We start from the raw sequence: 20,363 nt of genomic DNA on the forward strand, positions 1-20,363 counted from the left end.
TGCACCGTGGACGAATCCTGCCTTAGCCGATTTGCTGCGGCGTTCAGGCTTTCGCTAAAACTTTATGCAAATTGCGCCCTCACACGGTCTGCGGCTGCAGGCCGGTGCGGAGCACCAGGGCAGCCATCAGGCCAACGTTAAACGTCACCAGGGTCAATGCAATCCAGCCAAGCGCTGCCACAATCGACGCTCCTGCGACGATCAACGCGGCGATGGTGGTCAGGAACAACAGGCTCCCTACGACTGCCCAACCAAGCACGGAATAGTAACCGCCGGCGAGCAGCCCAAGACCGCCGGCCAGCAGGCACGCCAATACACTTACGCCCATTCTAGGCACCCCCAATTTCAAGGGGAGCGTCTCACTCACCCGCTTAAATGGCGGTTACGCAAAGGGTGCAATTTTCATTACTGTCGAACGATTGCGATCCATCGCAACGGCGACCGACGGTGGCGTTTCCGGGAAGTGGAACCGGTTTCTGCATCTGAGTGCGAAGGGCAAATTGCGTTTCACGCGAACCAGTTGCATTGGCAGGATTAGTCTGGTGCGAGGATAGGGCAAACCCGATCGACGCGGTATCAATCGTGCCAACCGGAGCCAGTATGGTTTCACCCGGCGCGGCGGCGTCTCGCCTAGCCCAAAAAGAACGGAGCAAACATGTCCCTCATCAATCACCGCGCGCTGCTCGCGGCTGCCCTGCTCGGCAGCGTCGCCTTCGCGCCGCTCGCCATGGCGCAGGAGTTCGACGCCAACGCGACGATCCGCATCGGCTCGCTCTATGAGCCACAGAACCTCGACAACACGGCGGGCGCCGGCCAGGGCATCAACGAAGCCTTCAACGGCAACGTCTACGAGGCCCTGTTCCAGCTCACCGATGCCGGCACGGTCGAGCCGAAGCTCGTCGATAGCTACACCGCCTCCGAGGATGGCCTCACCTACACGTTCAAGCTGAAGCCGGGCGTCACCTTCCACTCGGGTGACCCGCTCACCGCCGCCGACGTGAAATACTCGATCGAGCGCGTCACGGCCGAGGCCTCGAAGAGCTCGCGCAAGAAGAGCCTCTCGACCATCACCGGGATCGAGACCCCGGATGACTCGACGGTCGTCATCACCCTCTCGGCCCGCTCGATCTCCCTGCCCTACAACCTGAGCTACGTCTGGATCGTCAACGACGCGGCGACCGACATCACAGCCACCGAAGACGGCACGGGCCCCTACTCGCTCGAGGAATGGCGGCGCGGCTCGGCCCTCGCGCTCGCCCGCAACGACAAGTACTGGGGCACCGTTCCCACCAATGGCGAGGTGATCTACACCTACTTCACCGACGCCACCGCGCTGAACAACGCGCTGCTGACCAACGCCGTGGACGTGATCACCTCGGTGCAGAGCCCCGACTCGCTGGCCCAGTTCAGCGGCAACCCGGCCTACACCGTGACCGAAGGCGCTTCGACCACGAAGGAGCTGCTCGCTTACAACGATCGCGTCGCTCCTTTCGACAACGTCAAGGTGCGCAAGGCCCTGGCCAGGGCGACCGACAAGGCCAAGCTCCTCAACTCGATCTGGGGCGATTACGGCACGCTGATCGGCTCGTTCGTGCCTCCGACCGATCCCTGGTACGTCGACCTTACCGGCGTCGATGCCTATGACGTGGACGCCGCCAAGGCCCTCCTCGCCGAAGCTGGTTACCCCGACGGCTTTGAGTTCACCCTCGATACCCCGGACTACGACCCGCACCCGATCGTCGCGCAGTTCCTGCAGGCCGAGTACGCCAAGGTCGGCGTCAAGGTGAACATCAACATCATCACCGCCAACGAGTGGTACGAGAAGATCTACAAGGCCCACGATTTCCAGGCCACGCTGCAGGAACACGTGAACCACCGCGACATCGTGTTCTACGGCAACCCGGACTTCTACTGGGGCTACAACAACCCCGAGGTAGTGAAGCTGATCGCCGATAGCGAAAGCGCCGCGAGCGAGGCCGACCAGGTCGCCAAGCTGACCGAGGCGAACAAGCTCATCGCCGAGGACGCCGCCAGCAACTGGCTCTATCTCTACCCGCAGATCGTGGTCTCGTCCGCGAACGTCACCGGCTATCCGGTGAATGGCCTCAACTCGCAGTTCTTCGCCTACGGGATTAAGAAGGCGCAGTAAGCGCCGACCACCCATGACGATGCGGGCGCCGCGCGATAGAGTGCGGCGACCGTTGCTTTCCGAAAGCCTGCCACCATTCTCACCTACCTCCTCCGGCGCTTCGCCATCCTGCTGCTGTCGCTGCTGATCGCGGCGGTCGTGCTGTTCGTACTCCTGCGTCTCCTGCCGGGCGACCCAGCCAACGCCCTGCTCGGCGTCGGGGCGACGGAACAGCAGATCGCCGCAGCGCGGGCGCAGGTCGGATCCGATCAGCCACTGTGGATGCAGTTCGCCAGCTTCATTGGCAACCTCGTCCGCTTCGACCTCGGCCAGTCCTTCGTCAGCAAGGCGGGGGTGCTCGACGAGATCGGCAACCGGATGAGCGTCACGCTGCCGCTGGCCATCCTCGGCTTCATCCTCGCCATCGTCCTCGCAGTGCCGCTCGGTATCGTGTCGGCCGTGAAGTCCGACAAGTGGTACGGGGCCGCCATCTCGGTGGTCAGCCAGCTTGGCATCGCCATACCGGTGTTCTGGCTGGGTATCCTCATCGTCACCATCTTTGCCATCAACCTCCGGATATTCCCTTCCGGCGGATTCCCGCTGAAGGGTTGGGCCAATTTCGGCGAGGCGGCGACCGCCATGGTCCTGCCGGTGCTCACGGTGGCGCTGGTGATCGCTGCATCGCTGCTGCGATACGTCCGTTCGGCGACGCAGGACGTGATCGGCAGCGATTTCATCCGAACCGCGCGAGCGCACGGTTCCAGCTTCCCCGAGGCGCTGATCCGGCACGGGATCCGCAACGGCGCAGTCCCGGTGATCTCGATTCTCGGCATCGAACTGGCGACGACCTTCCTCGGCGCTGTCGTGGTGGAGAAGGTCTTCGCTCTGCCCGGTCTCGGTTCGATGCTGCTCCTCGCCATCCAGCAGCGCGACTATCCCAACGTGCAGGGCGTGCTGTTCATCTCCACCCTGCTGGTCCTGCTGATCGGCTTCGCCGCCGACCTGCTGCAGCGGCTGGTCGACCCGCGGCTGAGGGGGCGCAGCCAATCGTGACCACGCTCGAACAGGCAGCACCGCTGCGGCGCGACCATTCGCTGAGCCTGTGGGTGGGGGCGATCCTCGTCAGCCTCCACGTCGTCGTCGCCCTCCTGACCCTCGTCTGGACGCCATACGATCCCGCCGCCATGGCCGGTGGGCGGCTGGAACCGCCATCGTTCGCCCATTGGGCCGGTACCGACCGGCTGGGACGCGACTTCTTCACCCAGATCATGATCGGCTCGCGCATTGCGCTGATCGTGGGCATCAGCGCCGTGGCGATCGGCGCAGCCATCGGCGTGACGCTCGGCGTTCTGGCGGCCTTTGCCACCAAGCTGCTCGATGACGCGCTGGCGGCGACGCTCGACATCCTCATCGCCTTTCCCACCCTGCTCATCGCCATGCTGGTCGTCGCCGCCAGCGATAGCGCCAGCCTCGGCACAGCGGTCCTCGCGCTCGGCATCGCCCTCTCGGCAATCGTCGCGCGGCTGACCCGTATCCTCGCCAAGCGCGTGCTGCTGATGGACTACATCACCGCCGCCCGAACCTCCGGGACGTCGTGGCCCGGGATCGTCTTCGGCCATGTCCTGCCAAACATCTGGCCGACCCTCTCTGTCAATTTCGCCCTGCAGTTCGGGCTCGCGGTGATCGCGGAAGCTTCGCTCTCCTATCTCGGCCTCGGCGCGCCACCGCCGAACGCTTCATGGGGACGGTTGCTGCAGGAGGCGCAGGGCACGGTCTATACCGCACCAATCGGCGCCATCGCCCCCGGCATCGCGCTGGTGTCGCTCGTGATCGGCGTCAACCTGCTGGCCGACGGTCTGCGCGACATCGCGGACCCGACGAGGAGGGTGTTGCGATGACCGACCTTCTCGACATCAACGGGCTGACCCTCTCCGCCGCCGCGACGCCCCTCGTCTTGAACCTGTCGCTCACTATCGCACCGGGCGAACGCCTCGGCCTGATCGGCGAGTCCGGCTCGGGCAAGTCGCTTACGGCCATGGCCGCAACCGGTTTGCTGCCGAGATCGATCACCGCCAGCGGCTCCGTTCGCCTCGACGGCACCCAGGTGATCGGGGCATCAGATCATGCCCTGAACATGTTGCGCGGCACGGTTTCCGCCGTCGTTTTCCAGGAACCGCTTACAGCGCTCGATCCATTGATGCGCCTCGACCGCCAGGTCGCCGAGCCGCTCAAGCGCCGTTCCCGGCGCGATGGAACAGACCTCAGCGGCACTGCCCTCGACCGCGCCGTGATCGACCTGCTCGAGCAGGTCGCCCTGCCTCAGCCAGAGCGGATCGCTCGCGCCTACCCCCACGAAATCTCCGGCGGCCAACGCCAGCGCGTCGCCATCGCCATCGCCATCGCCTGCCGCCCGCAGTTGCTGATCGCCGACGAACCCACCACCGCCCTCGACGTCACGACGCAGGCCGAAATCATCAAGTTGCTCGACAGCCTTGTCCGCGAACGGAACATGGCCCTTCTCTTCATCAGCCACGACCTGCCCGTGGTTGCCGGGCTCGTCGACCGGGTGATCGTCCTCCGCCGCGGCGAGACGGTCGAGCAAGGTCCGGTCAAGACCGTGTTCGCAACCCCACAGCACGACTACACGAAGTCGCTCGTCGCTGCCGCCCGCTCCCTCGACGTAGCACTGGGAGGGGCAGCGTGAGCCTTATCTCGGTCGACAATGTCACCTTCGGCTACGCACGCGGACGGCAGGTGCTGGACTGCGTGTCGTTCACAGTGAAGCCCGGCGCTAGCGTCGGCCTCGTGGGCGAGTCCGGCTCGGGCAAGACCACCGTGCTGCGACTGCTCCTCGGCCTGGCACGACCGGACAGCGGCACAATCCACTTCGACGGTGCCGTGCTCGATCCGCGGAACGCCGGCTTCATGCGCGGCTACCGCCGGCAGGTGCAGGCAGTGTTCCAGGATCCCTACTCCTCGCTCGATCCGCGCCAGAACGTCCTCTCCATCATCTCCGAGCCCCTCCGCTCCCTCGGCATCACCGGCGATCGGCGCGCTCTGGTCTCCGCGGCGCTCGACTCTGTAGGGCTCGATGCCAGCATCCTCCAGCGCTATCCACACGAGTTCTCGGGCGGCCAGCGCCAGCGCATCGCCATCGCCCGCGCCATCGTCGCCCAGCCAAAACTGCTGCTCGCCGACGAAGCGGTCAGCGCGCTCGACCTATCGACCCGCATCCGCATCGTCGAACTGCTGAAACGGCTCGCCGCCGATATGACGCTGGTGTTCGTCTCGCACGATCTCGGCGTCGTCGCCGCGCTCTGCGACGAGATCGTCATCCTCGACCAGGGCCGCATCGTCGAAGCCGGCCCCACTCGCAAAATCCTCGACGCGCCCCAACATCCCTACACGCAGGCTCTGCTCGCCAGCGTGCCGCGCATGCCCGCCTGACCCATCCAAGGACCGACTCCATGACGACCCCGACGGACTACCTCGCCTCGCTCGACGCTTGGAAACTGCGCCGCCTGACCAATCTCAAGGCGCCGAACGGCTGGCTCAACATTATCGGGCGCTACTGGCTCGAGTTGGGTTCGGTCACCGTGGGAACTGCCACCGACAACGACATCGTACTCACGGCCGGCCCAGCCCATGTGGGCACGGTCACCGAGGACGAGACCGGCGTCACCTTCACCCCTGCCGATGGCGGCGCGCCAAAGCGCCTTGCGCTCAGCAAGAACAAGCCGCCTCAATTCGACGTCGATAGCTTGCTGCTGGAGGTCACGACGATGAACGGCGAGAACGCGCTCCGCGTCCGCGACAAGCTATCGGACGGCCCGTCGAACTTCCCCGGCATCGAGTATTTCCCCGCCGAGCCCTCGTGGCGGATCGTCGCCGACTGGGTGCCGTTCGAGCAGGAACTGACGGTCAACACCTCGCACAACATCCCCACCGACGTGGTCGCGACGCACAAGGCCGTGTTCACCCACGAGGGCAAAACCTACGAGCTGATCGCCACCCACGGCACGCCCGCCGCACCACAATTCGTCATCCGCGATCTCACCTCAAAGGACTCGACCTACGGCGCCTGCCGCTTTGTTTATGGCGAGGACGTCACGGACAGCACCATCGTCCTCGACTTCAACAAGGCCATCAACCCGCCCTGCGCCTTCACAGAACATGCCGTCTGCCCACTCCCCCCACCGCAGAACGTGCTGCCTTTCCGCATCGAAGCCGGTGAGAAGCGGGTGGAAATGCCCTGAGGGGATTGCCCGAGCCCCGTCGCTGGGGCCTACTCCGCCCACTGCGAATTGGCGCAGCGGGCGGCCGAAAGAACATGTCCACCAAACGTCAGCTCAACCTCTGCATCGGCTTCAATACGACCGGCTACCTCACCTATGCCTGGCCGTATCGAACCGGCACGAAGACGGACATCTTCGACCTCGCCTATTACCAGCAGCTGGCACACCTCGCCCATCGCGGCCGGTTCGATGCCGTGTTCCTCTCCGACAATCCGGCGCTCAGCGTCGAGCCTAAGGGCCGGCCCTTCCACACGCTCGATCCGCTGACCCTGTCGACTGCGATCCTCGCGCAGGTGCCGGATATCGGTGCTATCGCCACGGTCTCGACGACCTACAACTTGCCCTACAATCTGGCGCGCAGCACGCAGTCGGCGGACCTCCTGTCCGGCGGCCGGCTCGGGCTCAATGTCGTCTCGACGTTCAACCCACTGTCGGCTGCGAACTACAGTGCCGACCCGCTGCCGCCGCGCGAGGAGCGCTATGCGCGCGCCACCGAGTTCATCGAGGTGTGCAAGGGGCTCTGGAACAGTTGGGACCCGCGTCGCGCCGAAGTCCCCGACGACCTCTACTGGAACCCTGAAACAGCCAAGTCGATCAACTATAAGGGCGCCTATCAGGTCGTACGTGGACCACTCAACGTGCCGCGCGGCCCACAGGGATATCCCGTACTGGCGCAAGCGGGCGGATCGGACAGCGGTATCGAGCTTGCGGCTCGCCACGCCGAGCTCGTCTACTGCTCGATGCTGACTCGCGAAGCCGCACGAGAGTTCGGCCGCAAGATTCGCGACAAGGCCGCCGACATCGGGCGCGACCCCGCATCGATTCGCATCCTGCCGGGCGTCGTTCCGATCATCGCCGACAGCCGCGACGAGGCGCTGCGCAAGCACGAGCTATGGAGCGGCACGGGCTCCGAGGACGGGCTGCTGAAGCGCTTCGTGGCTGAGAACGGGCTCGATGCCGATACGTTCGACCCGGATGCCGTGCTGACGCCGGAGGACTTCGTGCCCAAGCAGAGCCGCGGCGCGTCGGTGGGCATGCAGATGGGGCTCACCGACTTGATCAAATACGAACGGGTCACCGCGCGTCAGGCGGTGCGGCGCACCGAGTACCACCACCGACTCCTGCTCGGCACAGCGGAGGATATCGCCGATGGCCTGATTGATTTCTGGCAGGATGGCAGCGTGGATGGATGGGTAGTCCAGCCGCCGCGGGCACCCGACGACATCCAGCTCTTCGTCAACAAGGTCGTCCCCATTCTGCAGGAGCGCGGCGTGTTCAGGCGGGGGTACGCGGGCGACACACTGCGGCAGCGGTTCGGACTACCCTTGCCCGCCTAGCTACTGCGCGAACGACGGCTCCGGCGCAGATCAGCGACGGCCGGGCGACGTCAGGAAACGAGTGACAGTAACGTCAGTACCCACACGCCCAAGCAGCCGACGACCGCAAACAGCCAAGCCCAGCCGCGAGCGCTCGGCAACGAAAGCTGTGCTATCGATCCTGACTGGTCGGGCATAGGCCACCGTGGCTCTGTTTGATTGCCAAGACTCCAACACAACCCCTTAAGGGCTGGTTTCCATCCACCGCTCTTGACGTGTCAAGACGGGCAAAACGCCGATGGCCCCGCCAAGGCCCTGGCAGGGACGCACAAATTCGACCGCGTGAAGGCGACTTGCTCGGCCTATTAGCCGAAGACGAAGGCCGCCAGCAGGCCCCATGACAGGAACAGCATTGCCGTCGTACCGAGCCAGATCCACCCTCTGACGCTCGGCAAGCGCTGCAGTCGATACTCTCTGTTCGGAGGCACCAACATCTACGTAATCCCGGAAGTTGTAACGGTGCCAGCATACCCATGGGCCGTTAGCGTCGCGTCACGGTAGCGTTATCACTCCATGCGGACTGGGCGGGCGAGGTCGGCGGCTTCGCTAGACGATGTCGGCGAACGTCCGTTCCACCCGGGCGAAGACGAAAAGCCCAGCTACAACAAACACAACGGCCGATATGGCCGATATCGCGACGCCGGACCAATCAGGAACGATTCCGAGCACCGACCAGCGCATCCCCTCGACAACGCCGAACATCGGGTTGAGCGCGGCGAAGGGCTGGAGGACCGAGGGCAGCAGACTCGCGGGGTATATGACCGGTGTGAGAAACAACAAGGTCTGGAGGGCAAACGGCACCATGTGCCCAACATCCCTGAACCGCACGTTGGTTGCCGCCATCAGGAGTCCCACCCCGGTCGTGCCTATAGCCAACAGCGCCAGGAACACCGGCAGCACCGCTATCGCAGGCGAAATGGGCTGACCGCTGATAAGGATGGCTGCGAAGAGGACGACACAACCGACCGCCAGATCGACGCCGGCGCCCATAATCACCGCTAGCGGAATGGCAAGCCGCGAAAAGTACACCTTGCCCACCAGCGCGGCATTCGATGTGAGGCTGCCCGTCATTCCGGTCACGGATCTCGCAAAGAACGACCAGGGCACCAATCCAGCCAGGACGAACAACGGATAGGGCGTAGTGCCCGTGGTTATTCCTCCGACGTTGTCGAAGACGAGGGTGAACACCCCCATCGATACCAGGGGCTGGATGACCACCCATAGGATTCCGAGCACCGCCTGGCGATACCTGACGGTGATGTCGCGCAGGGCCAGAAAATAGACAATCTCGCGGTGCTGCCAGAGTTCAATCAGATCCGGGAACGCGCGACGGCGACGAGCAATCGTGATCTCGTGCAACTGCCGCGGCTTGGCTTCAGGCGGATGGTCGACGGTCGACATCAGTGAACTGTCCCTGAAACGAGCCAACCCGATGGTGTGGTGCCGAAAGTTAGCATCTAGGCCCCGGGACGGACCCAGTGGTGAGGAAACGTCACGGGACCCTGTCCCCGCAAGGCCGAAACCGAGCGCCCCTGGAACGCGCCTTCGTGAACGTCGAACACCAGCGCGCCCTCGATGTGGTCCTCGACCACACCGCCAGGCGAGTAGAGGCCGGCATGCACTCTGTACCGCCCGGGGCGGAGCAGGAGCTCCGGGAAATGGCACTCGAAATATGATCCCAGTTCGTCACCGACGACGTGCTCCTCAGAATCGAGCGACACCACCGCCTGTCCCCACTCGTCGTAAATGGTGAAAGCGCAATACGCGCTTTCCTCACCGACCACGCCAAACCTCAGCGCTGCGGGGCGACCAACAATGGCTACTCCATCCTCAGACACCACCGTTGCCGAGTTTATGCGGACCGCTCCGCGTCCAACTCGATTCTGCGGCAGAGCAAGATCGGCGCTGGCGTCCATGTCCTTGAGGTATCTCGCAATAACCTGATCGGGAGGACCATCTGCCACTATCGCTCCACGGTGAAGGAGTATCGTGCGCGATGTTAGTCTCTGCACCGTAGCAAGCTGGTGACTTACAAACAGCACCGTCCTTCCGCTCGATGCGATATCCCCAATCTTGCCGATACACTTTCGTTGGAATTCTACGTCGCCTACGGCCAGGACCTCATCGACAATCAAGATATCGGTGTCAATGAATGCGGCCACCGCGAACGCCAGCCTCAGGTGCATGCCGCTGGAATATCGCTTGACCGGCGTATCGAGGAATTTGCCTACCCCCGAGAAGTCGACGATCTCATCAAGGCGCGCCCGCACGTTGGCGTGCGACATCCCCAGGATCGAGCCGTTGAGATAGATGTTCTCGCGCCCGGTCAATTCTGGATGGAAGCCCGTTCCAACCTCCAGCAACGCCCCGAGCCGCCCCCTGACGACGATGCTGCCCTCAGTCGGCTCCACGATCCTCGACATGATCTTGAGGAGCGTGCTCTTTCCCGCTCCATTGTTGCCGACGATGCCCAGGACCTCGCCCGGCATCACGTCGAAGCTTATGTCCCGAAGTGCCCAGAACCCCTCGTCGCGCTCAGGACGAGGCTCGCGGCGCCCGAGCCGCGATATGCTGTCCCGCAAGGTCGGCAGGGCGTCCCCCGATGTGCCCAGCCGGTAGCGCTTCCCGAGTCCCTGCACTCGAATTGCGTAACCGTCACCGGCAGGAGTGGGGCTCGTTCTTGTCACGACCGGAAACCGCGCAAAAAAGACTTGATGGCAATGCTGGCTGCCCTCGCTAGCACTGTCGGGGTCGCGTAGGTGAGCACTGCCTCACGCGCCTGCGCCCGAGCCACGGCAGCACGATTAGCCGCTAGCTCTCGCCGCGCGACTCCCAGCGCTGAATAGGCGTAGGTTCTCCGAGCGTCTCGCTGCACGGAAGCTCGGACATCCGCAGGCACATATTCTGCCATCATTGATATCACGCGGCGCGCGTATGCCATGTCCGCGCCGGACTGCAGCTTCGCTGCCGAGCTTGAGTTCCTGTGCATTCGATAGCACGCGAGATAGTTGGGATCGTGCCAGACGGCAAATTGAGACGATATCCGCACCCACATTTCCCAGTCCTCGCATGCGGCAAGCCGTCTGTCGAACCCACCCAGGGCCTCATAGACCGACCGTCGCACGGCCATGGACGGGGTCATGATCACCTGCTCTCGGGCGAGCAGAGCCGAGGGTTCGGTCAGGAAACCGGGAGTGGACAAAAGAGGGGGAGTCCGACCGACCTCGATACCGTCGTCGTCGACATAGCGACTGGCGGAAAAGGCAGCGCCGGCGCCGGCGAGAAAGCCGCGCTCCATGGCTTCATAGAAGCCTGGCTCCACCCAGTCGTCGCCATGCAGCTGGTGCACGAACTCCCCGCTGGCAAGCTCGAGGCACGTCTGGAAGTTGGCAATAAGCCCGACGTTCCTGGGCTGGCGCACAAACTGCACTCGGCCGCCCCCCACCCTACTGACGATCTCCTCCGGGTCGTCCGCATCGGAAGCGTCGTCAACCACAACAATCTGCATGCGTTCGGAGCCCTGATCCTGTGCAAGGACGCTCCGCAGCGTCTGGCCAAGGAACTTGGCCGCGTTGTGGATGGGTATCATCACCGACCACGCCGGGCGCGCGATGCCTGCGGCAACGGCCGGCACGGGGCTGCGGAACTTCCAGTCTCCGGAGCCTACCAAAACCGTGCTCCCTCGCCGATCAAACGCAGCGCCTGGCGTGCGGATCGGCGGCGCGAGATGCCGCCTTTGATCCCCGTGCCCCACAGACTGCGCCGCCATGCATCCCAGGCCAGACCTAGCCGTCCAGCGGCAAGGTGCGTGGCCGACCAATCGAAGAAGAACCTGGCGCTGCCGATCTTTGCCTCGTTTCGGAAGCGCCCTTCGAGGCACTCATCCATCCGCCGATAGAATGCGTCTGTGCTGCGAAACTTCTCCGTTTCCCCCAGCGGCCTGTAGAGGCCGCCACCGTGCAGGCGGTACTGCGCTGCCGGTTCGGGATCGAAATCGAGGTAACCCGACATGGCGCAGAGGATGTAGAGCGGCCAATCCGTTCGAGGGAAGAAGCCATCATACCATTCCGGCACGCCTCGAACGAGTTCGGTTCGCATCATCCCGCCGGCGGTCGCAAACGGGTTCCCCTCCCAGATCGCCGCCATGTCGAGCCGCCGCGGCTGGCTTACCGGCGTCCACAGACGATCGGTGACCTCCTCGCCCTGGATGATGGTGGCATTGAGGAAATGTGCTGCCGTCTCCGGGTGAGCCAGCAGGTAGTCGGCCTGCATTTGCAGCTTTGATCGACTGGTCCAGAGGTCGTCGCCATCGAGCAGGCATACGAACCGGCCCCTGGCGGCATCCAGCCCCCGCGCGACGGTTCTGTTGCTCCTCAGGTTGACCTCCGAGAGTATCGTCCTGATGCGGTCAGGGTATTTCTCGGCGTAGTCGCGAACGATCTGGCGCGTGCCATCCGTCGATGCATCTTCGCTGATCAGAATCTCGACCTTGAACGTCGTCTCCTGCATCAGGGCGCTTTCGATCGCCCCCCGGATGTAGCGCTCGTGGTTGTAGGTAATGATGAGCGCTGTCACCAATACATCGTCTGGGTTCGCTGGCTGCATCAGACGTTGGCCCTCCGGCCGCGGATACGGTGATAGAGTCCATCGGCGCGCCTTTGCAGCCGCTTACCGGTCTTCCGGATGGTGAAGCGGACCATCCCAGCCAGGCGGGCCGGTCCTCCGGGCAAGTAGGGAGCGCACACCATAGCTACTTCCTTGGCCAGTCGCTCGTCGCCGGGCCTCGTCAGCGCAAGATAGCCAGCCAGCCAATCCAAGAATTTCGCCCGGGACGGATGCGCCCCGGAGAACTGATACTGACCGGCCGCGGCAGCCATCGCCGAGGACGAACGGGGGTGCTGGCGATAGCGCGCCAGAGTGTCGCCGTGGACGTAGACCGCAAAGCTAGCGAAAACCTTGGCCCACAGGGTCTGGTCTTCGTATAGGGCAAACTGCTCCTCGAAGCCTCCTGCCGCCAGCAAGTCGGCCCGGCGAAGGGCGACGCTGCATGTGCACGGCACCTGCCACTCGTTCCACAGCAGCACGGGCGACAGCAGGGAACCAGGGTCGTGGGTTACGCCAGCCTCGCGCCGCATGTTCTCGCGCTTCACCGACGCGGAGTTGGCGTCGTCCCAGAACCACTCGGTAGGGCCGTAGACCATCGCGACATCAGGATGGCGGTCGAGTAGCTCGATGTCGCGAGCCAGCTTTTCGGGGAGATACAGGTCGTCAGCGTCGAGAAACGTCACGAACTCGCCTGATGCGGCTTCGATCCCGCAGTTCCGGGCGGCGGCAGCGCGCACCGGGGTTCCGGCTCCTGCCGTCAGGAGGCGGATGCGCGGGTCGGCTACCGACGCGGCCAATGCGATTTGAGGACTGGTGTCGCTCGAGGCATCGTTGACGAGAAGCAGTTCCCAGTCCTCAAAGGTCTGGGCGCGCACGCTGGCGATGGCCTCAGCCAGGTACTGCTCGGCATTATGAAAGGGAACGACGACACTTACGCGAGCCATTTGCGCGCCCCCCCTTTGACTGACCGCTTTGCCTGTCGGAGCACCGACACCGCGACCTCTCTGGCAACAGCCGCCAATACTTCGAGGCGGCCGGCAGAGGTCCGCAGCACGTAACGGCCGAACCAAGTCAGAAACCGCAGGCGCGACCGCCAATCGGCGTTGCCCTGTGCAGACATCGCAGAGTGGCTGGTGGAATGCTGGCGGTACTTGGCCCAGCACTGATCGGCGACATAGGTCGGCGTTTCCAGCAGCACTTTCCCGAAGAACACCTGATCCTCGAACATACCCCTGAATGAGGGCTCGAACCCCCCTACCCGGTCAAATATGCTGCGACGGACAATAGCGTTGCACGTCGTCGGCGTCTGGGCGGCGTTCTTCAGCAGCACGAGCAGCAGGGACGGCGGCGCATATAGCTGTCCGGGGGGGACTCCCAGATCATAGAAGAAGTCCTCGGACCCTGCCTTCGCATTCCACGAGTGCCAGATCAGGGTACGTCCATAGACCATGCCCGCCGCGGGATACTGACCCAGTACGGCAACCTGTTCCGCCAGTTTCTCGGGAAGCCACACATCGTCGCAATCGAGAAAGGCCAGGTATTCGCCGCGCGACGAGTTCGCTCCGAGATTTCTCGTCGCGCTCATGCCGTGATTTTTCGCGTCGGGATGGCGGACCAACCGGATACGGTCGGGATGCTCAGAGCAGTATTCCTCAACAATCTCTCGGCTTGCGTCGGTCGATCCGTCGTCCGCGACGACCAGCTCCCAGGATTGGAATGTCTGAGACAACACGCTCTCGATTGCAGCCGCAATGAATGCCTGTCCGTTGTAGCAGATCATGACGACGCTAACTAACGGCGGAACGTCAGCCATGGGCCAGTATCTTGCTCCTGAAGCGGGACACGTTCAGGTTCGTCACATTGAGCCTGGGCAATTCCAGTGGCGCAGCTCGACGTCCAATCCTGCGGTGGTGTGTCGTGCAGGCGTATCGGATGCCGGCAGCCCTGACGATATCGACAACCTGCTTGTCGTAGTCACCATAGGGATAGGCGAAGCTGCTCACATCGCCCCCAAGCATTTCCCTGAGGATGGAAACCCCGCCTGCTATCTCCTCGCGCTGCCGGTGCGGAGGGAGCGTCGGCAAGCTCGGATGCGACTTCGTGTGTGCACCGATGTCGAAGAATCCTGGCTGGTGAGCCCTCATAGCTTCGTCCGCGGTGATGCATCGGTGGGCGGAGTTCCACTGGAGATCGCTCAGGGCAGCCCATTCCTCGATCCTGGCGATCGCTTCGCGGCGCGGAGGCTCATCGCTGAGCCTTAGGGCGGCCCAGATCTGGCCGTGAGCGGCGCGCCGAGCATCCGGCGAGTTCAATGTGAATTGATGCCGTCGTCCCTCAAACTCGAGATCAAGCTCCTGTGGCAGGTCGGCCAGTTCCAGAAATACATGGGCCAGGACGTCCCACCAGAACGGCCGCTGGTCCATCATGTAGTCGGTTGGGAGAAATACCGTCGCCGGATACTGATGCTTTTGCAGCAGCGGCAGCGCCACTTCCAGCACATCGGGATACCCGTCATCGAATGTGATGGCGACCATGCCCCGACTCGAAACACCCCGTTCGTGGCGCTCGGCCAGAAAAGACAGCGGTACGACCGTGGCATGCTCTCGCAGCAGGAGCAGTTGCTGTTCGAAGTTATCTGGGCTTACCGCGAGCCGGCCCGGATCGGCGATGGGCTCGGCAACCCGGTGGTACATGAGGATGGCAGGATGAATGATCCCGAACGCTCGTTGCACGCGGCGAACACCACTTGCCAGGCGTGATCGGATGTTGATCACTTCACTGCACGTCCCGCCACGATCACGGGACAATACGGATCGTGGGCATCGTACTCGGCCTGGCTCAGCTCGTGCTCCGCGAGGCCATAGAGGAATGCCGTCGCCACGAGGGTATTTCCGTAGCTTTCCACCTGCACCGCCCTTTCCCCGAAAGCGTCGGAGAGCAGACGTCGGAGGGCGGCCGGCGTGAGCGACCAGTACCAACTGCTACCCCACTCACGGCGATCTATAGGGGTGACCCAGGGAACCGTCACAAGCAGCACGCCGCCGGGGCGCAATGCCCGCCAGAGCGTGTTTACGGCCTTCGGCATTTCATAGACCAGGTGGAGGGTCTGGGTCAGCACGATGCAATCGAACGAGGCCTCCGGTAAATCGTGCTCCCCTGCGATGTCGCCCACGAAGTCGGTTCCCGCACCCCGGTAGCGGTTGAACACGAATGCCCTCGACACCGCACTGCCGCCATATCGGCGCGTGTATGAGCTATCCCCGATCTCGAGGACATCGCCCGCTATGTCTGCACAGTGGGTCGCGAGGAACTGTTCTACGTAATGGCGGTCGACAGGCTTGCCGCGATTGTAGCCGAAATTGTCGTTGATTGGCGTGGTGCGGCGGAGCTGGCCCATGCGCACCCGTCCAATACCAGACGGCCCTGCGAGGATAGCCCTCAGCCTCTTCCGCAGAGGACTCAGGGCAGGTTTGACCTTATCCGTCAGTGTCGCAACGCCCCAGCGGGCCGCCGCCAATGGATGGGTCGCGATCAGGCCGGCGCTCTGCCGGCATGCGGCCCAGAACCGATCGCCGCCAAAGGCGTCGCGGATTCGATAGACGCTTTGACCAACGTAGAATTCTGACCACTGTCTCGTTCCAGCAGTCCACAGCGCGAGCGCCTCATCCTCGTCCACCGGCGGCTTGTACCGGCCAAGGACCTTCAGCACCGCGTCGAGCATGAAGGGCGCATTCAGCGACATGTTCGCCCCATGCCGCCGATACTCAGCCACGATCTCATCAGCAACGGCCACCTCGCTGGCACGGCTGATACGCAGGTAGGTGTCGTAATCCTCCGCCGCCTTGAGGGAGGTATCGAAGCCCTTGGCGTCGACGAGTGCCTGCCGGCGATAAAGCACGGTCGCGTGCATCCCAATGCGATTTCCGCCCAGGAGGCTGCCAAATGGATCCAGCGAAATGTCCTGCAGCGGCACCAATACGGTCTCATGCCCCTCCGCATCGATGAAGCGGTAGGCACCGTAGGCAAACACTGCCTGCGGCTTTTCCGCAAAGCTCCGCAGGTGCGTTTCAACGGCAAGCGGGGTCAACCGGTCATCGGCATCGAGAAACAGCACATAGTCGTCGCCAGCAGCCTTGAGCCCGGTGTTTCTGGCGGCAGAGAGGCCTTGGTTGGTTTGCCGGATGAACGTCACCCCGGCATAGCCGGACACCACCTGATGGGGGTCATCAGTCGAGCCGTCGTCGACGACGATGATGTGATCGACCGGGCGCGTTTGCGCCAACACGCTGTCGATCGCTTCCCCGAGAAACCGAGCATGGTTGAAGGTGGTGATGACCACCGCGACAGTCGGTGCCACCACCGTGTTCTGCTGACTCGCGACCTGCATGACGTTCAAGATCGCGCCTCGGCGGGCGCCTGCGCAAGGTGGCCGTAGCGCTGGGCGAACCAGTCCAGCGTCCGCCCGATCCCCTCTTCATAGCTGATCCTGCAGTCCCATCCGGGCAACAGGCGCCGCGCCAGCGTGAGGTCAGGCCTGCGGCTGGTCGGGTCCTGAGCCACGGGAGGGGCGAACTCGATCCTCGCCCCGGGGACGAGGCTCGCGACGTATTCCGCGATCCCGAGCACCGACACTTCACGGTCGTTGCCGATATTGACCGGCCCGACATAGTCAATCGGATCGCGCCAGAAGAGCCGGACGATGCCCTCCATCAGGTCGTCGACGTATCCCCAGCTACGAGACTGCTGGCCATCGCCGAAGACGGTCAGGGGCTTGCCCGCCAAGGCCTGGCTGATGAAATTCGAGACGGCCCGCCCATCGTCCCAACGCGTCCGCGGCCCATAGGCGTTGTACAGCCGGACCACCCGGACATCCAAACCCTCCGTCCGATTGCACTCGAACAGGAACGCCTCGGTACAACGCTTCGATTCATCGTACGATGCCCGAGGTCCGGTACAGTCGACGGAACCTCGATAGGATTCCGGCTGCGGCGAGACCAGTGGATCGCCATACACTTCCGACGTCGAAATATAGCAGAACCGGCCGCCCGGCTTGACGAGATCGCGCATCCGGAATGCGCCAATGACGTTTGCGGAAATAGTACGCGCCGGTTGCACGGAGTATTTGTCCGGCGTTGCCGGGGATGCGAGGTGATAAACTTCGTCGAAGCTCTGTTCCGAGCGAAACGCTTCGATGTCGGATATGGCGATCGACACCCTGGGATCGCGCATGAATTCGTCATTGTCCCGGGATCCGGTCCAGAGATTGTCGACCACGACAATCTTCTCCAGGTCCGTGCGGTGCAGCAGGGCCTCGGTCAGGTGCGACCCAAGGAATCCCAGCCCTCCTGCAACAAGTGCCGACGCCATGCTCAATGCCCCTTCTTCTGAAGCTTGCTCGTGGCAACCGGCAGGCTTGCGCCCCCGCGCACCAGCCGGCCCATCCAGTCGGCAATGACCAGCCAGGCCCTCGCTGCCAATGTGGGCTGGTGATACTCGAGCATCGCCGGCGTCAAACGGTCGAACGTCACACCGTCGAAGGGTGATTTCGCGCCGAAGGTGTTGCGAAGCCAGCCCCGGACCTTCCTCGTGACCCAGTTCACAAGCACGATGGGGAGCACGATGATGACGAGGGGCTCCCTGGCCGTCTCACTGACCATCGTCGTGACCAGAGACCCCCAGCGATGCGCCTTGCCCTGAACAAGGACCTGCCAGCTGGCGGCCGTGGCGGCCGGTATCCAGAGCAGCGGCCGCCAACTGGGGTCGATGTAATTGGCGAGCTCGTAGATCGCGGCTCCATTTGATCGGCGCATGGTGAGGAAGTTGCCGGTCATGTTCCCCGGTGCTTTGCGGTATGCGACGAGCGGGGCCGGAACGACCTTGAAACGGTACTTGACCGCGACTTTGAGCTGGATCAGCCAGTCCTCGTACCCTTGTGCGTCCGCCTCCCTGAGCGCCGACGAGTACCCTCCGACCTCGCGAAGCACCGCTGTCCTTGCGGTTATGCCGCTGCCATTGGCGACGGGATTGAAGTAGAGGTGCCGATCGAAGACCCATCCCTCGAGAAGCGGCAGGCGCACGCCGGAGATGACGTAGTCGTTCTCGTCGATGTTGACGTAAGGCGAGTAGACGATCCCCACTGAATCATCGCTCTGGGCGAACGCCTTGAGATGCGCTTCGAGGCGAGTGGGATGCCAAAGGTCATCGGCGTCCAACAGCGCTACATATGGGGAGCGAACCAGTGCGAGGCCGGCGTTCCGCGCCCGCGCCACACCGCCATTTGCCTGCTGAACGGGGACGATCCGGCGGTCGGCCGCGGCCAGCTCAGTCACGATGCGCCACGTATCGTCGGTTGACCCGTCATCAACGACGATGATCTCGATGTCCTCTATCGTCTGCGATTGAACGCAAGCGACAGTCTTCGCTATCCAGCGGCTGGCATTATACGCCGGAATTACGACCGATACGACTGGCACTTTTCCCTGCACTGCTCGCTGTGCGTTCTTTTATACGTGCCGCCCCACGGAAGATTAGGCCTACTACCGCCGCAGGGCAAGGACGACTAGGCGTCAAGCTTAACCCGCAAGCCTGAAGGAATCCTTCTTTGTGGCGCGCTTGCAAGAATACCCATCGGGAGCCAATAGTAGCCGGCCGGCCACGGACAGACGGTCGGCCGTGCCTGCCGAGCGCCGCTGTCATCAACAGGCGGCACGAGAGTCTTGCTGCAGCCCTCCCGGCACTGCCGGCTAGTTCACGATCATCGGATACCCTCGTACATGACCACACTGCTTCTGTTGGCGGCCCTGCTCTTTCTGCTGGCCCTGGTCTATCCGTTCGTTATCTACCCGCTTCTCCTGAGGGCCTTGGCGATGCTGGCCCTCCGGCCGCCGCTGGAGACCTCGGCAAACCTGTCCCTTCGCACCGACATCGTGATCTGTGCCTACAATGAAGAGGTGTGCATCGGCGAAAAGGTCGAGAACTGCCTCCGCATCGCGGCCGCGTACCCGGACATCCGTATCCACGTCTACTCCGACGGCAGCTCCGATGGGACCGCCAGCATCCTGAAGTCCTTCGGCGACCGGATCGATGCCGTGATCTCCACCCAGCGGCAGGGCAAGAGCGTAGGCATGAACACGCTTCTCGAACGATGCGACGGAGACATCGTGGTTTTCACTGACGCAAATGTGATGATCACGGAGGCGACCTTCGGCAGCCTGTGGGGCTATTTCGCCGACCCCAGCGTCGGGTGCGTCTGCGGGAACCTGAACTATACCAATACGCAGGAGGGCAACGTCGCCGAGATGGGCGCGCAGTATTGGCGCGGCGAAGAGCGCCTCAAGCACCTCGAAACGCAGATCGGATCGGCCATGGGAGCCGATGGGGCGCTGTTTGCGATCCGCACCAAGCTTTTCCGTACCGTGCCGTCCGACATTATCGACGACATGTTCACGTCGATGTCGATCGCACTCGCCGGTCACCGCATCGTCCAGGCGCTGGATTTCAGCGCCACTGAACGCTCCACGACGCGCAACGCCGAAGAGTTTCGCCGCAAGGTCCGCATCGCCTGCCGCGCCTTCAACTGTCACCGGCTGCTCTCGCCCCAGATTTGGCGGATGCCGGCCAGTTTCGTGTTCTGCTACGTCTCGCACAAACTGCTGCGCTGGCTCAGCGGCTTCTGGCTGGTCCTCGCCACAGTCTTCCTCGCCCTCTGGAGCCTCTCGTCGCAGCAGACTTGGCTGCTCGCCCTGCTCGTCCTGGGTGCCGCCGTCCTGCTCGTCGCGAGATGGCGTCCGCTCGGCCCGCTTACTTCAGTGGCGCACGGGCTCGAGATGATGCTCGCTACCTCATGGGGCGTGGTCGAGTCCCTGCGCGGCAAGCGCTATCAAACCTGGTCGGCGGCGCCGACGAGCCGATCGGCCGCCGGCGCAGCCGACGGCCAGTCCTGACACCCCCGGCCGCCTG

The 20,363-nt window shown here is 63.5% G+C and carries 19 protein-coding genes; 8 read left to right on the forward strand and 11 right to left on the reverse strand.

The genetic code is table 11. From position 1 onward, the window contains the following. Positions 1-79 precede the first annotated feature (79 nt). Entirely contained in the window at positions 80-328 is a 249-nt protein-coding gene (locus tag ACOYW5_RS06325; RefSeq protein ID WP_423068404.1) for a hypothetical protein, read from the reverse strand. A gap of 327 nt (positions 329-655) precedes the next feature. On the opposite strand from ACOYW5_RS06325, the gene ACOYW5_RS06330 reads away from it, so the two are divergent. The 7 genes from ACOYW5_RS06330 to ACOYW5_RS06360 all read left to right on the forward strand — a co-directional run bounded on the left by ACOYW5_RS06330 (position 656) and on the right by ACOYW5_RS06360 (position 7,760). Then, on the forward strand, positions 656-2,149 hold the full coding sequence (locus ACOYW5_RS06330; protein WP_423068405.1) for an ABC transporter substrate-binding protein: 1,494 nt from the start codon (positions 656-658) through the stop codon (positions 2,147-2,149). A 75-nt stretch (positions 2,150-2,224) separates the two neighbouring features. Then, positions 2,225-3,181: an ABC transporter permease gene (locus ACOYW5_RS06335; protein WP_423069413.1), complete on the forward strand. Its 957-nt coding sequence runs from the start codon at positions 2,225-2,227 to the stop codon at positions 3,179-3,181. Continuing rightward, complete coding sequence (locus ACOYW5_RS06340) at positions 3,178-4,026, forward strand: ABC transporter permease (RefSeq protein WP_423068406.1); 849 nt, start codon at positions 3,178-3,180, stop codon at positions 4,024-4,026. The genes ACOYW5_RS06335 and ACOYW5_RS06340 overlap by 4 nt, the downstream gene beginning before the upstream one ends. Continuing rightward, entirely contained in the window at positions 4,023-4,832 is an 810-nt protein-coding gene (locus ACOYW5_RS06345) for an ATP-binding cassette domain-containing protein (RefSeq protein WP_423068407.1), read from the forward strand. Before ACOYW5_RS06340 ends, ACOYW5_RS06345 begins: the two co-directional genes overlap by 4 nt. Next, positions 4,829-5,575 carry an ABC transporter ATP-binding protein gene (locus tag ACOYW5_RS06350; RefSeq protein ID WP_423068408.1) on the forward strand — a complete coding sequence of 249 codons (747 nt, stop codon included), beginning with the start codon at positions 4,829-4,831 and terminating at the stop codon, positions 5,573-5,575. Before ACOYW5_RS06345 ends, ACOYW5_RS06350 begins: the two co-directional genes overlap by 4 nt. A 20-nt stretch (positions 5,576-5,595) precedes the next feature. Next, positions 5,596-6,384, forward strand: a complete 789-nt coding sequence (locus ACOYW5_RS06355; RefSeq protein ID WP_423068409.1) for a DUF1684 domain-containing protein — start codon at positions 5,596-5,598, stop codon at positions 6,382-6,384. Positions 6,385-6,458: 74 nt separating this feature from the next. Further along, on the forward strand, positions 6,459-7,760 hold the full coding sequence (locus tag ACOYW5_RS06360; protein ID WP_423068410.1) for an NtaA/DmoA family FMN-dependent monooxygenase: 1,302 nt from the start codon (positions 6,459-6,461) through the stop codon (positions 7,758-7,760). A 585-nt stretch (positions 7,761-8,345) separates the two neighbouring features. On the opposite strand, the gene ACOYW5_RS06365 is transcribed toward ACOYW5_RS06360, so the two are convergent. From ACOYW5_RS06365 to ACOYW5_RS06410, 10 genes are read right to left on the reverse strand one after another with little or no spacing between them, the layout of a single operon-like run. Then, on the reverse strand, positions 8,346-9,200 hold the full coding sequence (locus ACOYW5_RS06365) for an ABC transporter permease (protein ID WP_423068411.1): 855 nt from the start codon (positions 9,198-9,200) through the stop codon (positions 8,346-8,348). Between the two features lie 56 nt (positions 9,201-9,256). Next, on the reverse strand, positions 9,257-10,438 hold the full coding sequence (locus tag ACOYW5_RS06370) for an ABC transporter ATP-binding protein (protein WP_423068412.1): 1,182 nt from the start codon (positions 10,436-10,438) through the stop codon (positions 9,257-9,259). Between the two features lie 44 nt (positions 10,439-10,482). Further along, on the reverse strand, positions 10,483-11,433 hold the full coding sequence (locus ACOYW5_RS06375; RefSeq protein WP_423068413.1) for a glycosyltransferase family 2 protein: 951 nt from the start codon (positions 11,431-11,433) through the stop codon (positions 10,483-10,485). Between the two features lie 29 nt (positions 11,434-11,462). Further along, entirely contained in the window at positions 11,463-12,404 is a 942-nt protein-coding gene (locus tag ACOYW5_RS06380; RefSeq protein WP_423068414.1) for a glycosyltransferase, read from the reverse strand. Then, complete coding sequence (locus tag ACOYW5_RS06385) at positions 12,404-13,348, reverse strand: glycosyltransferase family 2 protein (protein ID WP_423068415.1); 945 nt, start codon at positions 13,346-13,348, stop codon at positions 12,404-12,406. Before ACOYW5_RS06385 ends, ACOYW5_RS06380 begins: the two co-directional genes overlap by 1 nt. After that, entirely contained in the window at positions 13,336-14,217 is an 882-nt protein-coding gene (locus tag ACOYW5_RS06390) for a glycosyltransferase family 2 protein (RefSeq protein ID WP_423068416.1), read from the reverse strand. Before ACOYW5_RS06390 ends, ACOYW5_RS06385 begins: the two co-directional genes overlap by 13 nt. Beyond that, positions 14,210-15,178 (reverse strand): polysaccharide deacetylase family protein, encoded by a 969-nt coding sequence (locus ACOYW5_RS06395; RefSeq protein WP_423068417.1) that lies wholly within the window; start codon positions 15,176-15,178, stop codon positions 14,210-14,212. The genes ACOYW5_RS06390 and ACOYW5_RS06395 overlap by 8 nt, the downstream gene beginning before the upstream one ends. After that, positions 15,175-16,791: a glycosyltransferase gene (locus tag ACOYW5_RS06400; protein WP_423069414.1), complete on the reverse strand. Its 1,617-nt coding sequence runs from the start codon at positions 16,789-16,791 to the stop codon at positions 15,175-15,177. The genes ACOYW5_RS06395 and ACOYW5_RS06400 overlap by 4 nt, the downstream gene beginning before the upstream one ends. Before the next feature lie 5 nt (positions 16,792-16,796). Then, a complete protein-coding gene (locus ACOYW5_RS06405) occupies positions 16,797-17,771 on the reverse strand; it encodes an NAD-dependent epimerase/dehydratase family protein (RefSeq protein WP_423068418.1) in 975 nt (324 codons plus the stop codon). 2 nt (positions 17,772-17,773) lie between these two features. Beyond that, positions 17,774-18,889, reverse strand: a complete 1,116-nt coding sequence (locus tag ACOYW5_RS06410) for a glycosyltransferase family 2 protein (RefSeq protein ID WP_423068419.1) — start codon at positions 18,887-18,889, stop codon at positions 17,774-17,776. A 306-nt stretch (positions 18,890-19,195) separates the two neighbouring features. Here ACOYW5_RS06410 and ACOYW5_RS06415 point away from each other — a divergent pair, with 306 nt between their 5' ends. After that, on the forward strand, positions 19,196-20,347 hold the full coding sequence (locus tag ACOYW5_RS06415; protein ID WP_423068420.1) for a glycosyltransferase: 1,152 nt from the start codon (positions 19,196-19,198) through the stop codon (positions 20,345-20,347). The last annotated feature ends 16 nt before the right edge of the window (positions 20,348-20,363 follow it).

This window comes from Devosia sp. CN2-171 (assembly GCF_049354815.1).
GTDB lineage: Bacteria > Pseudomonadota > Alphaproteobacteria > Rhizobiales > Devosiaceae > Devosia_A.